Genomic DNA, 14,470 nt, shown 5'->3' with positions numbered 1-14,470 from the left:
AGGAGCAAATTATGAAAAATGCATGGAATTTTATTTTTATTGTGATTAGCCTTCTGTTTATGACGGCTTGCCAAAACGATTCTGTTTCTGAGGAAAAAAACGGCTCTAATGAAAAGGCAGCAACGAATGATGAGAGGTTTACTGTGGCGTTTACATGGAGCCCGGCAAACCTGGACCCTCACGGAAGGGAAAGCTGGGAAGTCATGAGGGCTGGTATTGCTGAAACCCTTGTACGATTAGATGAAAATCTTGAGCCGTCGCCGTGGCTGGCAAAAGATTGGGAACAGGAAGATGAAAACACGTGGATTTTCGAATTGCAAGAAAACGTCACCTTCCATAACGGAAAGAAAATGAACGCCGAAAACGTGAAGGCTTCCCTGGAACGCTCGTTAGACATCAACCAAAAAACGGTCGATTTGCTTCAGTTAGAAACGATCGAAGTGGTGGATGATAATACGCTGAAGATGGTGACAAAAGAGCCGAACGCTGCTTTAATCCCGCATCTAGCTGACCCCTCCACCATCATTGCTGATGTTTCTACGATGAAAGACGATACTACCTCTCCGTCGCTTACTGGTGCTTTCCAGGTAAAAGAGTTTCATCAGGATGAGTCACTGATTGTCGAGCGATTTGACGAATACTGGGGAAAGCAGGCACTGCTATCCGAAATTGAAATTCGTTTTATTTCAGAGGGAGAAACGCGGTTAATGGCCTTGCAATCCGGCGAAGTACATGCAGCCACCGATATTCCGATAGATAATCTCCCGGTATTAGAAAACGACGATGATATAGAAGTGTTAACCACGCCATCGCTTCGTACTCACATGATGCTGTATAACCTGAAGTCACCGTTTTTTAAGGATTTGTCTCATCGAAAGGCCGTCAATGCTTCGATTCCAAAAGAGGATATTGTGCAGTCAGTCATGATGGGGAAAGGAACAGCGGCCAATAGCCCGTTTGCTGACGTTCTGCCATTTGGAGAAGTGGCAGAAGAAGAAACACAATCCATAGAAGAAATCATGAAAAAATCTGATTGGAATAAAAACGAATCAGGCTTGTGGGAAAAAGAAGGGGAGACTGTTGAATTGACTATGCTTACCTTTCCACAGCGGCCAGAGCTGACGGTTATGGGGGAAATTATACAAAATGAACTATTGGACCAAGGTATATCTGTCCATTTGAGGCAAGTGGAGAACATTGATGAGGCTCTTTCTTCAGAAAAGTGGGACATCGCCATGTACAGCATGTTGACTACTCATACTGGTGACCCCCAATATTTCCAGAATATCTTTTACCATTCGTCGAGCTCATCAAATGTGAGCAGCTACGAATCAGAGGATATGGATAGGATGATTGAGGAAATCAACCGAACGACAGACGTTGATAAGCGTAATGAATTGGCTGTGAGAATGCAGGAGCAGTTAAATGAGGATCTGCCACAGTCGTTTATTGTCTATCCAGATACAGTCTTTGCGGCTAGAAGTGAAGTGAAAGAATTTACCCCACACCCTATTGAATACTATTACATTCATCCTTTGATTGACTTGGAGTAATGACTGAGTGCAATGAGACTTATATACTTTTTAGGAGATCGGTTTTTACAACTTATAATTGTGGTGTTTACGGTATCAACGCTTACGTTTCTTTTGCTGCGTCTCACACCTGGTGATCCCGCTTATATTTTACTCCATGCCAATGATATGCCCGTTTCCGAAACTGCAATAGATGCACTTAGAGAAGATCTAGGGCTGACAGCACCACTATGGGTACAATACGGCCAGTGGCTTATGAACGTTTTTACTTGGCAATGGGGTGACTCTTACGTGTCAAATGAACCGGTCATCACAGAGTTACTCAGCAGGTTTCCCGCCACGGTTGAACTAGCGGCAGCGGGACTGCTGGTTATGCTGGCGGTTACAGTGGGGCTCGGGGTGTTAACAGCTGTTTTTTCAAACGGGTGGATTGATCGAACGGGAAGAGTTCTAGCTATTATCGGGGCAGCTGTCCCTTCATTCTGGCTTGCTTTATTGATGATTTATTTTTTTTCCGTTAAGCAGGGATGGTTTCCGACAATGGGGCGAGGGGAGTGGGAACATCTCGTCTTGCCGTCTTTGACGCTCGGTCTAGGGATAGGAGCAGTTTACGCCCGGGTTTTGCGGAAAAACATGCTAGAAATGTTTAATCAAAACTTCGTCAAAGCTTCAATGGCCCGCGGATTGTCGAAAAGTCATATTCTGATGTTTCAAGTGTTTAAACACGCGAGTATGCCGATTGTGACTATGCTCGGTACAAATTTTGCCTTCATGCTAGGTGGAAGCATCATCGTTGAGACAATATTTAACTGGCCGGGTCTTGGAAGCTATATCATTGAAGCGATAAATGCCAGAGATTATCCTGTTATTCAAGGATACGTGATTTTTGCCTCGATTTTGTTTGTTTCGATTCATATTCTGGTTGATCTAATATTTTTTATTATTGATCCACGTTTGCGAACGTAGTGAGGGGGATTTTGAGATGTTTCACCGAAAAATCTCAGAACTGAAGGGCAGCAGCCTGTGGCTAGGAGCTTTAGGGATTCTTTTCATTTTGTTAACAGGCCTGTTTGCTCCTTGGATTGCCCCTCATGATCCGCTTGCCGTGGATACGTCTAACCGATTGTCATCCCCTGGACTTACCTATCCGTTTGGCACCGATCACCTCGGGCGTTGTGTGCTCTCCCGAATCATATATGGGATCCGCGTCACAGTCATATCTGCTTTTTGTATCTTACTTATCACGGCGGCCATCAGTATCCCCATTGCTCTTATTTCGGGATACATTCGGGGAAATACGGATCATATTATCATGCGAATGATCGACGGTATGTTAGCAATACCGGATTTTGTATTGACCATTGCGATTGTCGGAATGCTTGGGCCTAGTTTTATAAACATGATTATTGCCATTGTAATGGTACGCTGGGCAGACTATGTTCGGTTTATTCGCAGCTTAGTGATAAAAGAGAGACAGGAAGACTATATCTTGTATGCGAGAATGACGGGAAATTCTCATATTCGCATTCTTTCTCGGTACATACTGCCGCAAATTTTGTCGAGGGTATTGGTGTTTGCAGCTCTTGATTTAGGCAGAATCGTACTCTTGATTGCAGGGCTTTCTTTTTTAGGCGTAGGTGTGCAGCCGCCGACTCCGGAGTGGGGCGTGATGCTGCAGGATGCGACCGGATACTTTCAAGTAGCACCTCACGTCATGATTTTTCCAGGAATGGTTGTCGTTATGTTTGTGCTTGCCTGCCAGCTCATAAGCGACCGATTTAATGAACCGGTTATGAAAGAGGGGTAGTTAAAATATGTTCCACCTCCATCCACTACTGCAAGTAGATCAGCTCGAGATTTCTCATTACAAAGATGGTGAGTTTCAACCACTGGTGCGCGATGTTTCATTTCAAATTCAGGCTGGTGAGATGGTCGCACTCACCGGACCAAGCGGATGCGGAAAAAGCTTAACAGCACAGGCGATCGTTGGTCTGCTCGGAAAAAGGCTAGATGTAACGGGCGGGAAGATTATGTATCAGCAGCAAAACGTAGTTCCGTTTAATGATAGACAGTGGAAACGGCTTCGTCGTCATGAGATTGCGCTTTTAATTCAAGATTCGCTGAATGGCTTAAATCCGATCCGCACAATTAAAAAGCAAATGGCAGAAACGATCTGCCAAAAACGAAAATGGAACCGAAAAGACATTCTATTACGGCTCCATACCTTTCTTCATGAAGTGGGATTTAGCGATCCTGCCCATATTTTACGGACCTATCCGTTTGAATTAAGCGGTGGGATGAGACAGCGGGTACTACTGGCCATGATGCTGAGTCTTGAACCAAAAGTCATTATTGCTGACGAACCAACTACCTCTCTTGATATTATTAACAGAGAAAAGGTATTGTCGCTAATAAAGAAGCTTCAGTACGACTATTCACTGACTGTTTTGCTCATTTCTCATGATCAAAAGAGCGTGAGGAAGTATGCAGACCGTATACTAGAAATGCGTATAGAAGGGGTGACATCATGAGCCTGCTAGAACTCGTTCAAGTGACAAAGGAATTTCCATTTAGGCCAAGAAAGCACTTATGGTGGAAAAAAGCAGGGCGGTTTCAGGCAGTAAAGCAGGTGTCACTTCAATTGAATCAAGGAGAGTGTCTTGGGGTTGTCGGGGAAAGCGGCAGTGGGAAAAGCACGCTGGCAAAACTAATCATGAACCTAGTACCTGTTACTAAAGGTGATATTCTTCTAAACGGCTGCTCAATTAGACAAATGAAAGACTTGGAAGTTTTTAAACGAATGCAGCTTGTGCTGCAAGACTCACATTCAGCACTTCACCCTAAAATGAGCGTTCGAGAAATTATCCAAGAGCCGCTTCTTAATTTTTTTCCCGGTGAAAACATAAAACGGGAAGCAACATGCTTGCAGCTAATGGAAATGGCCGGTATAGATAAAAATCTGTTAGATCGACGTCCCTATCAGCTGAGCGGCGGGCAAAAGCAGCGAGTTTGTATCGCTCGAGCTCTTGCCGTCAAGCCCGACGTTATCATTTTCGATGAATCAATTGCAAGTATCGATCAAGAGGCTCAGCAATCCATCCTTAACCGGTTAAAGTACATTCAAGCACAAGAGAATGTGGCTTATTTATTCATCACTCATGATATAGAAACATTGAAAGAATTTTGTCAACGGGTTGCGGTAATGTATGAAGGGGAAATCATAGATATCTTTGAAGAATGGAAAATTAGTCAGCTGACGCACCCATACTCACGCTTATTGTTAGAAACATCTGAGGAAACAGAAATTAAAATAGCCCAAGAAAGTTAAACAATTTAAAAGCGCAGCTGCGATAAAACGGAGATAAACTTACGAAAAACAGCGCGTTTTCTAATGTTCAAAAAAACTTGAATAAATCATTACGGCTAAAAAAAGAAGATGATGATCTATAATGTACAAAAAAAGGAGAGGTATGAAATGAGTATCATAGAGGCATTGCAAGCTAGAAGAGCTATTCGAAGCTTCGAACCTCGGGAAATCGAACAAGAAAAGATAGAACAATTGCTGAAAGCAGCGACGCTTGCTCCCAATGATCGTATGAGAGAGCCTTGGAGTTTCTTTGTTATACAAGGGGAAGCAAAAAAAAGATATGAAGAAGTAACCTATGAGTATTTACAAGAGCGTTTTCCGACGAAACCGAAATTAGTAGAAAGTTCTTTGGCAGCTGTAAGAAAAACTCCGGTTATGATTATAGTGACTTCTGATATTGCCTCAACAGAAGCTGATACAAAGGACAATGAATACGCTGTGAGCTGTGCCATCCACTCCATGTGGTTAGCCGCCCAGGAATTAGACCTTGGATTTGTTTGGAGAACGAGAGGAGTAGGACTTGTCCATGATAATCGGTCGTATGAGTTTATAGGGGCCCCTGAAGGTAAGAAGGTGATTGGAACGATTTGTTTAGGTTATCCAGATGAAAAGGAATTGAAAGACAAAAAAGAGAAAAAAAGAACTTCCTTTAAAGACAAAACAGTATGGCTTTAGTTTTATAAGTCCCTTAATATAAGAAAAGAAAACTCCGATGTGTAAAACGGAAGTATAGGAAAAGGGTTTGTCATGATTTTCAAAGTACCGTTACTTTTGGTTAATCAATAATTATGCTGTTATTGCTTAAAATAAACGAGTTAGCTCTCAGTTATAAATCTACTTAAGCTAAAACAATAGAAAGATTTAATATAAGTAAGATGAACTAGTTGTTCTTGGATTCGAGATAGCTGGTATAAAAATGATATCAAGATATGAGGAAGTGCTCATCAAGTAGAATAAATGATTGATGAGTACTTTTTTTACAGAAAAAAAGTTTGGTTTAAACCGAACAACGCTAATCTACAATCGATCCATATTCTTGATTCTTATGTTTTTGGGGATTAATGTTAAAATGAAAAATGGAAAAAAGTGAAGGAATTTATATCATTTTGGATTTGGGGGTATATGTCTTTTTATTATGGAGATATTATTTTTTCAGCTGTAATGTTCATTCTGATACCCTTTTTATTAGGAGGATGATAATAAATTCAACTAAAATATAAAAGCTCTAATAAAATTGAGGAAAAGCTTGATAGAATCATTGAACTCTTAGAAAAAGAAAAATAATTAATAAAAAAAACTAACGGAGCTACTCGATCACGTTATTTCACTGGGAGCTGGAGGAAAAGGGTATTCAAGTTTACCGCAGAAATTATGAAATAAAGTTAATGGGTGATCCGGAACCATTGCAGCAGGTGATAATAAATTTTATACAAAATGCTGAGGAGCATTAACAAATCCTGTTACTTATCTCTTGCGATTACTTTCATCTCCTTTAGGAGGTATTAAAATTTGGCAGATGTATTTGGATAAAGTCCTGGCTGTATTTATTATTCATGAGGTAAAGACCAAAATTCCCTGTAAGAATTTCGTGTTTACTTTTTACCCAGCCTCGGCATATGGATATTAAAGAAAAAACCTCCTTTAATATAAATATCATTAAAACCCAATATGTTTACTGAGGGTTATAACATGCCGAAGGAGAATTTAAAAACGAATGGATGATGAAGAAATGATATAACGGCCTGGCAATAATTTTAGCTTAAATTTTCAGTAGTCCATTTAAACAGATATAAAGTTTTAAAAAATTATTTAAATAATTGAGAAAAAATATCGAAAAAAATCAAAATTAGTAGTATGATAGTTTTATAATAAAATTTGTCACTTAATTATCACAATTGTTGTGAAAGAAACTGTTTTCGAGAAAACAGAGGTATTTATTATTTTAAGCGTTATAATGCTTGAGATCGTTTTAGATCGTATTAGATTAATTTCTTCTTAACTTTTGTCTCATTCAGAAAAAAGAGCGGTAGAGTCCTAAAAGGCAATTTCTATGGTATAGGGAGAGAGTTTTAATGAACAGCATCATTTGGATCCCAAATTAATTATAATATTGATGCTTGTTACTAGATTTATTATTTCTTTTCTATATTATATAAGACAATTAAGTGATGACTTACAGGAAAGGGGAAGAGAAAAAGAAAGAAGAAAAAGATTTTAGAGTCGAGTTTGTAAAGGATAATTGGACTTTTCGGTTTATCAATATTGGAGTTAATACGTTTGAGAGTATGAGAAATCGAAAAGGGGAAGGTGTAAGCCTTTTTGTAAGGAGATTAGGTTAATAAATGTTTTGACGAAAAAAAGAACTTAGGAGTCCCCTAAGTTCCATTTGTAATCATCGCTAAAATTTCTCATGTCTGTTCGCTGCATCATCTAAGGGTTTATTCACATATTAAATAGACGCTCCTGTGCTGTCCGGAGAATAGATAGGCGATGAACATCTTCTTTTATTTGTAACATTTCAAAAATGGCTTTCACTGTTAAATACATTATCTACCTGCTTGTACATAATCATATTGGGCAGAAGATGGTAAAGCAAGTCCTCGGCGGATCATTTCAGAGCGAAGAATTTCAATAAATTCTCCATCCAAATTTAATTCTACTGCTTTTTCATATGCTTCCATCAACACCCCGTCACTAATGTAATGCATAGGTGCTCTCCTTTACTCAACTTTTGTCTTTGTCAAATACATGTAAATAGTACTAATTTCACACACTAATATGGGCCATAAGACTCTGTTAAAAAGGAATTTACTGGTTTCTATTTTTTATTGTATACGAAATAGTTTTAATTGGCAACCTCAGCGTCAGAATATTCTTATAGGAATAATTGTGGTTTTTAGCGCACATTTTTTTGTTATTAGTGAAATGAACAGATGATATAAAAGCATTAGACTATAAGCACTTATTTACAATGTATGAGGTGAGGGGAGTTATTGGATCTCCTCTTTTATAAAGGATTTTTAATGACATTAGAGCTTATTTTGCCAACTGTAAAATGTTACCAATTTAAAGTTCTGTAAAAAGCTTGTATACAAATTGTTATTCGTGAAACTTGGTTGAACGGAGAAACCGTTAAAAAATAGTGATGCCATCACTCTTATTGATTCAAAATCAAATAAAGTCTTTACATATTTAGCTTAGCCATTAGATATATTTTGATGTGTACCAGATAAACATGAAAGACGCGGGATGCATTTTTACGTCTTAGAAGGAAAAACTTGAAAAATACACAAAAAAAGCGCAAACTTATACGAAAAGACTTTTTATTGTTTTTACAATAATAGAAGAAGATATATTGAAAGCAGCAGGGAGGATGCAGTTATGGATTTTGAAAAGGTTATTGATAGAAATAAAACAAATTCTATGAAGTGGGACTTTGTTTCAGATCGTTACGGTTCGAGCGACTTATGGCCGATGTGGGTTGCTGATATGGATTTTCAAGCCCCGCAGCCCGTATTAGATGCGATGCAGGAAGTACTCAATCACGGCATATTCGGTTATCATAGAAGACCGAAATCCTTGAGAGAGGCCACCACAGCCTGGCTACAAAAGCGTTTTGACTGGGAGTGCGACAACGACCAGCTGGTCTTCACTCCCGGAGTAGTACCAGCGATCAGCCACTTAATTCAAACTTTTACAAATAAAGATGATGGAGTCATTATACAACCACCTGTTTATTATCCGTTTTATGCTCTTATTAATAATAATGAACGCAAATTATTGCGCAATCCATTGAAAGAAACTGATAATGGATTTACGGTTGATTTGGACGATTTAGAGAAAAAAATGCAGGACGGCGCAAAAATGTTATTGTTATGCAGTCCCCACAATCCAATAGGAAGAGTATGGTCTTATGAAGAATTAGACAGCATCGCCAAGCTGTGTGAGAAATACAGCGTTTTTGTAGTATCTGATGAAATTCATGCCGACCTTGTCTTAGAAGGAAAACATATACCTTTTGCTAAAGTTGCAGCAGACAGGAATGTAGAAACAATAACGTGCATGGCTCCAAGTAAAACATTTAACCTTGCTGCATTGCAATTGTCTTATGTTGTTTTTGAAAAGAAAGCTTCTCAAAAAGCATATGAAGCTCATTTGCAGCGGCAGTTTGTAGAAATAGACAATCCATTTGCAACAGTGGCTGCCGAAGCAGCTTATCGTGAAGGAGAAGCGTGGCTTGAAAAGCTGCTGGAATATGTTAGAGAAAACGTCCAATATGTGAAAGAATATATAGAATCCAACATTCCAGAAATGAAAGTAATTAAACCTGAAGGAACATATTTGGTCTGGGTGGATATGAGAAATTTAAACATGGAATCCTCTAAGCTGCAATCATGGTTGAGAGAAGAAGGGAAGCTCGCGCTAAGTGACGGGCATATCTTTGGAGATGAGGGAGCAGGTTTTGCACGAATTAATGTTGCCTGTCCTCGTGAAAATGTTGATGAAGGCCTGCGTCGTTTAAAAAATGCTTATGATAATATATAAGTACGGATTTCTTAATAAAAAGAAGGAATTTTAGCAGGGATATCGAATAGAAATCAATAGTATGGTACAAGTGTTTATGGGTTTTGCAGCCAATTGGAAGACGACATGCCGCGGTAAGTAAAATGGTATATTCGTAAAAACTAAACATTCTGTACGTACAAAAAGGAGCCCTGTTTATAATGCAAAGATGTTACACGGAAGACCTTCGTGAAGAATGCGAAAGTAAGCTTGGCCGCTCGTTAACGATGGAGGAAACATTGTTTATTGAATGGATGGCTGAAAGGCACTGCGAAGAAATGGAAGGGCTGGCAGGTAACAGAGCTGTATTAGAGGCAGAACGGTAAAAACTTGGTTTTTGGTCCATTAATATAGGAAAATGTACTAAGGTCAAAAGGCTGTCACAAAAGAGTTTTCTTTGGGACAGCCTTTCCTGTTAAGAAGAATGATAACAAAAGAGGGAAGATAATGAAGACATTCCAATTAGTATCGCTGCAAGTACTGCTTTTTGAAAACGAAAAAGTAGTTCACCGACCTGTACCGGTACAAGAAGGGCTTATCATCAACCGTGAAGAAAGCCAAAGTACCTGGTTAATAGAAGCAGTCATTCCGACTGATCAAAAAAAATTTCTCGAGCAAATAAGGAATAAAACACTAGTTTTTGAAGTAGTAATAACAGAATCCAATAATGATCCGGCACTTATGACCGGGGAAATACGCGATTTTATAGAATTGAGTGACACATATAGTTTAATGATAGATGCTAAAATGGCTGCCGGCAAAGATGATGTCTCCAATTTGATATTAGACGGGCTTATACAAGATGATTATTCAGGCGATGAGCTCCTGAATGAGTTTATATATCGAAAAGGAGATCAAGTGGCATGGTCCAAAAAATTGGCAGAAAATATCTATAAAGACATGAAATAATATTGGATTATTCATCATTTAAACGTTTTAACATCCTCATTTCAAGAAAAGGTTGAATAACGGGTGAAACGGGAAGAAACAATACAGTAGAAAATGATACGGTTATTCTAAGAAAACGAGGACGATTAGTAATGAAGAAATTTACCTTTCTCGATTATTACCATAATGAAGTTCAACTTGCTTTTGAAAAAGATCCTTTTTCTGAAACGCCAGGACATGTTTGGGTGGTATGCCGCTATCAGAATCAATGGCTTCTTACGCTTCACCCGCGCCGTGGTATAGAATTTCCGGGCGGGAAAGTAGAACCCGGAGAAATGGCAGATAGAGCAGCTATAAGAGAGGTTTGGGAAGAGACAGGAGGGAAGGTTGCGCGGTTGTATCAAGTCGGTCAATATAAGGTGCACGGAAAAGCAGAAACTGTGATAAAAAATATATATTATGCCGAAATAAAAGAAATCAAAAAAAAAGCGAATTATATGGAAACAAAAGGACCTGTTGTTTTGCAAACCTTACCAAAAGATTTTAAAAGCAATACAGATTATAGCTTTATTATGAAAGACGAAGTACTGCCGCGTACGATGATGTACTTGGAGGAAGAAGGTTTTGTCACAAACAGTTAACCCTCGCAAAAAGAAGGTGCGAGGGTTCATATGATTGTTAATATTTACTGATTCGTTTCATAAGAATCGTTTCCAACGATTCAATCATTTTATACATCACTGTTGCTAAAATGGCAATAACAATTAAACTCATCATGACTTGCTGAAATTGAAAGACTTGAAATCCGTAAATGATCAAATATCCAAGCCCCTGTTTTGCCACGAGAAATTCTCCTACAATAACTCCTACCCACGCAAGCCCTACGTTTACTTTTAAAGTGGATATGATAGTTGGATAACAAGCAGGTAAAATAGCATAATGAAAGAGCTGTCTTTTGCTAGCGCCAAATGTAAGCAGCACCTTTTTATAATTTTCGTCTACCTGACGAAATGCATTGTACACAACAAGTGTAGTGATAACGATAGATAGCAGTGCCCCCATTGCAATAATAGAAGTCATCCCAGGTCCAAAAGCAACTATGATAATGGGACCAAGAGCTACTTTTGGCATGGAATTTAATACAACCAGGTAAGGATCTAAAACCTTAGACAGAAAAGGGGACCACCAAAGAACAGCTGCAATCAATGTACCTCCGGCTGTACCTAATATAAAGCCTATAATCGTTTCAGAAAGCGTAACCGAAGCATGAGTAAACAACGTACCGTCAGCTATTTTAGCAGCCATTAAATTCCAAACCTTCGAAGGCATACTGAAAATAAGTGGGTCCAGCCATTGGATTCTGCTGAAAAATTCCCAGCTGAGAAAGAGCAGTCCCAAGACAATCAACTGGCAGCTGATTACCCGCCGTTTGTTTTTCCTTTTTTCTTGCAGGTACTGGCTATGAAGTGTTTGAATTTTGGTTTTCAACTCTCAAGCTCCTTCCATACTGTTTGGAAGAATAGATGAAAATTCGGATCGTTTCTGACTTCTAATGGCAGCTTATCTTTAAATTCAGCAGGAACATCGAAGACGCGATAAATTGTACCAGGCCGGCTGCTAAACAGAAAAATCCGATCGGACATCGCTATTGCTTCACTAAGGTCATGTGTGACTAAAATGGCTGTTTTATTTTGTTGTTTTAAGGTGGAAAAAACTAAATCTTCGAGCTTTAGTTTGGTTTGATAATCTAGAGCAGAAAAGGGTTCGTCTAATAAAAGCAGAGAGGGTTTAGGTGCGAGCATGCGTACAAGTGCTGCACGTTGTCTCATTCCCCCAGAAAGTTCCGATGGAAAAGCATTGGCTTTATCAGCCAGCCCCAAATCGCTTAAAAGGGTCATTGCATCTTTTTTTGTCTGCTCATTATATAAATTAGTAATAATAAGTCCGAGTTCAATGTTTTTTTGTATCGTCAGCCATGGGAATAAATAGTCTTCCTGGAGCATATAACCAGTTTTTTCTGTAGGGCCAGTGATTTCTTTATTATCCATTAAAATCTTGCCGGATGTAGGTTTAAACAATCCGGCAATCATCGAAAGTACTGTCGTTTTTCCACAGCCGCTTGGTCCAATGAAAGAAACAAATTCACCATTTACTACTGTAAGATTAATAGATGAAACAGCTTGCACAGCTTCATGTTCTGTTAGATAAACTTTATCAACATCTGTTAAAGAAAGCACAAGGAAACGCTCCTTTTTTACTCATTCATTACTTTTTCAGCCCATTGGTTATCAACAAACTTCTCATAATCAGAGCGTTCAGGCAGTTCACCTGCCTCTTCCATGATATCTTGAAGGTTATCCCAAGCTTCTTCTGTTAAGACAGGGGATGTTGCATAAGATTCTTGGTCGCGGTAACGAACAGCTGAATCAGCAATAATTTCTTCTGATGTGTCATCAAAATAAGGTGTTAATGCGGCTGCTATTTCTTCTGGAGAAGACTCATAAATCCACTGCTGTGCTTTATATATTGCACGCGTGAAGCTCTCTAGCGTATCCCCTTTTTCCTCTAAATACCCTTCCTTTGCCATAAATACGGTATAAGGAACGGCACCAGATTCTTCACCGAAAGAAGCAACAATGTGGCCGAGTCCTTTTTGTTCAAACATGGTTGCTTGTGGTTCGAACAATTGTACATAATCTCCAGTTCCAGATGCATATGCGTTAGCAATGTTGGCGAAATCTATATTTTGAATAAGGTCCAGGTCACGGTGCGGGTCAATGTTATTCTTTTTTAAAACGAATTCTCCTGCCATTTGAGGCATCCCGCCTTTACGCTGCCCGAGAAATGTGCTGCCTTTTAAATTTTCCCAATCAAACGTTTCAGCGGTTTCGTTTCTTGCCATTAAAAAGGTTCCATCACTTTGTGTGAGCATGGCAAAATTAATAATAGGTTCAGCTGGCTCTTGCGAATTTACGTATATCGATGTCTCGGCCCCTACGAGGGCGACATCACTGCCATCAGATAACAAAGAAGTCATCGTTTTGTCCCCTCCCCAAGTAGTGGTAAGCTCTATGTTAAGGTTTTCTTCTTCAAAAAAGCCTTCTTCCATGGCAACGTATAACGGAGCGTAGAAAATAGAGCGAGTTACTTCAGCAAGACGAATTGTTTCTGAATCCTCCTGTTGAAAACTGCAAGCCGTTAATGGTCCTATAAATATAAAGAAACACAACAGCGCGGATAGCACTTTCATCTTCATAATAATATTCCTCCTAACGTGGCGGCTGATTTTATAGTTTATGAACAGGGCAGGTATCCCGTTCCTAGAAAAAAGGAGAAAAGTACGATGGAAATAAAGAAACAGAGTCAAATCAACAATATCAGTCTTTTTGAAGTAACGTATAAAAGTGGAAATTATTTCGTAAAAGGGTGTTTGGGAATTCCGGACAAAGACCGAACTTATCCAGGGATCTTATACTTGCGGGGAGGATTAAAGCAAGTAGGAATGGTGAAAAAAGAGTGGGTGGCCGAATTAGCGCAACATGGATATGTCGTTTTGGCTCCTTATTACCGCGGAAATGAAGGAGGAGAAGGGAAAGAAGATTTTTGCGGTCATGATCGTGAAGATGCATTTAACGGTTTCGACGAACTTGCAAAGCTAAAGGAAACAAAAGGAGAGCCGCTGCATATAATTGGTTTTTCACGAGGAGCCGTCATGGCGTTGTTTACAGGTATGGTTAGAAAGGCATCGTCTATCGTCTGCTGGAGCGGAGTTTCGGATATGACTTTAACGTATAACGAAAGACCAGATTTAAGAAGAATGTTAAAACGAGTTACAGGAGGAGATCCGGTAACACATCCGCGTGAATATGAGCGGCGTACTCCCTTAACCCAGATTCACCACATAAAAGCCCCTGTCTTTATTATTCATGGAAAAGAAGACAAGCACGTCTCTGTTAAACATGCCCGCCTTTTGGAGACTTATTTGAAAGGCTCAAAAAAACCCGTAGAAAAGCATATTTATCCTGGCATGCCCCACCATTTCAGTTCATCAGCCAGGCAGCATGCTATCTCTGAAATGATACAATGGATAAAGAGACATAATAACGCATAAGAAGTCCAC

Annotated in this window: 16 protein-coding genes; 12 read left to right on the top strand and 4 right to left on the bottom strand. The window is 39.3% G+C overall.

Annotation, left to right across the window (positions count from 1 at the left end; genetic code table 11):
- Positions 1 to 11 precede the first annotated feature (11 nt).
- From CEF16_RS10945 to CEF16_RS25295, 7 genes are all read left to right on the top strand, one after another.
- Complete coding sequence (locus CEF16_RS10945; protein ID WP_091581504.1) at positions 12 to 1,553, top strand: ABC transporter substrate-binding protein; 1,542 nt, start codon at positions 12 to 14, stop codon at positions 1,551 to 1,553.
- A gap of 12 nt (positions 1,554 to 1,565) precedes the next feature.
- A complete protein-coding gene (gene nikB / locus CEF16_RS10940) occupies positions 1,566 to 2,498 on the top strand; it encodes a nickel ABC transporter permease (RefSeq protein WP_091581507.1) in 933 nt (310 codons plus the stop codon).
- 16 nt (positions 2,499 to 2,514) lie between these two features.
- Entirely contained in the window at positions 2,515 to 3,339 is an 825-nt protein-coding gene (gene nikC / locus CEF16_RS10935) for a nickel transporter permease (RefSeq protein WP_091581510.1), read from the top strand.
- A gap of 7 nt (positions 3,340 to 3,346) precedes the next feature.
- The gene (locus CEF16_RS10930) at positions 3,347 to 4,063 is read left to right on the top strand and encodes an ATP-binding cassette domain-containing protein (protein ID WP_091581513.1); all 717 of its coding nucleotides are present in this window, start codon (positions 3,347 to 3,349) and stop codon (positions 4,061 to 4,063) included.
- Positions 4,060 to 4,860, top strand: a complete 801-nt coding sequence (locus CEF16_RS10925; protein WP_091581516.1) for an ABC transporter ATP-binding protein — start codon at positions 4,060 to 4,062, stop codon at positions 4,858 to 4,860. The genes CEF16_RS10930 and CEF16_RS10925 overlap by 4 nt, the downstream gene beginning before the upstream one ends.
- A 147-nt stretch (positions 4,861 to 5,007) precedes the next feature.
- Entirely contained in the window at positions 5,008 to 5,574 is a 567-nt protein-coding gene (locus CEF16_RS10920; protein WP_091581519.1) for a nitroreductase family protein, read from the top strand.
- Positions 5,575 to 6,102: 528 nt separating this feature from the next.
- Entirely contained in the window at positions 6,103 to 6,183 is an 81-nt protein-coding gene (locus tag CEF16_RS25295) for a DUF4083 family protein (RefSeq protein WP_091582093.1), read from the top strand.
- A gap of 1,262 nt (positions 6,184 to 7,445) precedes the next feature.
- Here the strand turns inward: CEF16_RS25295 and CEF16_RS10910 are convergent.
- Positions 7,446 to 7,607, bottom strand: a complete 162-nt coding sequence (locus CEF16_RS10910; protein ID WP_091581522.1) for a sporulation histidine kinase inhibitor Sda — start codon at positions 7,605 to 7,607, stop codon at positions 7,446 to 7,448.
- A gap of 673 nt (positions 7,608 to 8,280) precedes the next feature.
- Here CEF16_RS10910 and CEF16_RS10905 point away from each other — a divergent pair.
- The 4 genes from CEF16_RS10905 to ytkD all read left to right on the top strand — a co-directional run bounded on the left by CEF16_RS10905 (position 8,281) and on the right by ytkD (position 10,991).
- Positions 8,281 to 9,444 carry a MalY/PatB family protein gene (locus CEF16_RS10905; RefSeq protein ID WP_091581527.1) on the top strand — a complete coding sequence of 388 codons (1,164 nt, stop codon included), beginning with the start codon at positions 8,281 to 8,283 and terminating at the stop codon, positions 9,442 to 9,444.
- A 179-nt stretch (positions 9,445 to 9,623) separates the two neighbouring features.
- Positions 9,624 to 9,788, top strand: coding sequence for a hypothetical protein (locus tag CEF16_RS23755; protein ID WP_170031821.1), 165 nt, complete (start codon positions 9,624 to 9,626; stop codon positions 9,786 to 9,788).
- A 121-nt stretch (positions 9,789 to 9,909) separates the two neighbouring features.
- A complete protein-coding gene (locus CEF16_RS10900) occupies positions 9,910 to 10,371 on the top strand; it encodes a YwpF family protein (protein WP_091581535.1) in 462 nt (153 codons plus the stop codon).
- A 131-nt stretch (positions 10,372 to 10,502) separates the two neighbouring features.
- Positions 10,503 to 10,991 (top strand): RNA deprotection pyrophosphohydrolase, encoded by a 489-nt coding sequence (gene ytkD, locus CEF16_RS10895; protein ID WP_091581538.1) that lies wholly within the window; start codon positions 10,503 to 10,505, stop codon positions 10,989 to 10,991.
- 37 nt (positions 10,992 to 11,028) lie between these two features.
- Here the strand turns inward: ytkD and CEF16_RS10890 are convergent, their stop codons facing one another.
- Genes CEF16_RS10890 through CEF16_RS10880 form a run of 3 tightly spaced genes read right to left on the bottom strand, consistent with a single transcriptional unit; the run spans position 11,029 to position 13,600 of the window.
- Positions 11,029 to 11,838 carry an ABC transporter permease gene (locus tag CEF16_RS10890; protein WP_091581540.1) on the bottom strand — a complete coding sequence of 270 codons (810 nt, stop codon included), beginning with the start codon at positions 11,836 to 11,838 and terminating at the stop codon, positions 11,029 to 11,031.
- Positions 11,835 to 12,587 carry an ABC transporter ATP-binding protein gene (locus CEF16_RS10885; protein WP_091581543.1) on the bottom strand — a complete coding sequence of 251 codons (753 nt, stop codon included), beginning with the start codon at positions 12,585 to 12,587 and terminating at the stop codon, positions 11,835 to 11,837. The genes CEF16_RS10890 and CEF16_RS10885 overlap by 4 nt, the downstream gene beginning before the upstream one ends.
- A gap of 17 nt (positions 12,588 to 12,604) precedes the next feature.
- Entirely contained in the window at positions 12,605 to 13,600 is a 996-nt protein-coding gene (locus tag CEF16_RS10880; protein ID WP_091582096.1) for an ABC transporter substrate-binding protein, read from the bottom strand.
- Between the two features lie 93 nt (positions 13,601 to 13,693).
- Between CEF16_RS10880 and CEF16_RS10875 the strand changes: the two genes are divergently transcribed.
- Positions 13,694 to 14,461 carry an alpha/beta hydrolase family protein gene (locus CEF16_RS10875; protein WP_091581546.1) on the top strand — a complete coding sequence of 256 codons (768 nt, stop codon included), beginning with the start codon at positions 13,694 to 13,696 and terminating at the stop codon, positions 14,459 to 14,461.
- Positions 14,462 to 14,470 lie beyond the last annotated feature (9 nt).

The sequence above is a fragment of the Alteribacillus bidgolensis genome (assembly GCF_002886255.1).
Classification (GTDB): Bacteria; Bacillota; Bacilli; order Bacillales; family Marinococcaceae; genus Alteribacillus; species Alteribacillus bidgolensis.
The sequence above is the reverse complement of the archived record's forward strand: the minus strand, read 5'-3'. Positions and strand labels throughout refer to the sequence as shown.

What these genes read in the sequence shown, in the direction of transcription:
- nikC (WP_091581510.1), top strand. Translation starts at nt 2,515, where the DNA reads ATGTTTCACCGAAAAATCTCAGAACTGAAGGGCAGCAGCCTGTGGCTA.
- CEF16_RS10875 (WP_091581546.1), top strand. Translation starts at nt 13,694, where the DNA reads ATGGAAATAAAGAAACAGAGTCAAATCAACAATATCAGTCTTTTTGAA.
- CEF16_RS10880 (WP_091582096.1), bottom strand. Translation starts at nt 13,600, where the DNA reads ATGAAAGTGCTATCCGCGCTGTTGTGTTTCTTTATATTTATAGGACCA.
- ytkD (WP_091581538.1), top strand. Translation starts at nt 10,503, where the DNA reads ATGAAGAAATTTACCTTTCTCGATTATTACCATAATGAAGTTCAACTT.
- CEF16_RS10910 (WP_091581522.1), bottom strand. Translation starts at nt 7,607, where the DNA reads ATGCATTACATTAGTGACGGGGTGTTGATGGAAGCATATGAAAAAGCA.
- CEF16_RS10925 (WP_091581516.1), top strand. Translation starts at nt 4,060, where the DNA reads ATGAGCCTGCTAGAACTCGTTCAAGTGACAAAGGAATTTCCATTTAGG.
- CEF16_RS23755 (WP_170031821.1), top strand. Translation starts at nt 9,624, where the DNA reads ATGCAAAGATGTTACACGGAAGACCTTCGTGAAGAATGCGAAAGTAAG.
- CEF16_RS10945 (WP_091581504.1), top strand. Translation starts at nt 12, where the DNA reads ATGAAAAATGCATGGAATTTTATTTTTATTGTGATTAGCCTTCTGTTT.
- CEF16_RS10900 (WP_091581535.1), top strand. Translation starts at nt 9,910, where the DNA reads ATGAAGACATTCCAATTAGTATCGCTGCAAGTACTGCTTTTTGAAAAC.
- CEF16_RS10905 (WP_091581527.1), top strand. Translation starts at nt 8,281, where the DNA reads ATGGATTTTGAAAAGGTTATTGATAGAAATAAAACAAATTCTATGAAG.
- CEF16_RS10930 (WP_091581513.1), top strand. Translation starts at nt 3,347, where the DNA reads ATGTTCCACCTCCATCCACTACTGCAAGTAGATCAGCTCGAGATTTCT.
- CEF16_RS10920 (WP_091581519.1), top strand. Translation starts at nt 5,008, where the DNA reads ATGAGTATCATAGAGGCATTGCAAGCTAGAAGAGCTATTCGAAGCTTC.
- nikB (WP_091581507.1), top strand. Translation starts at nt 1,566, where the DNA reads ATGAGACTTATATACTTTTTAGGAGATCGGTTTTTACAACTTATAATT.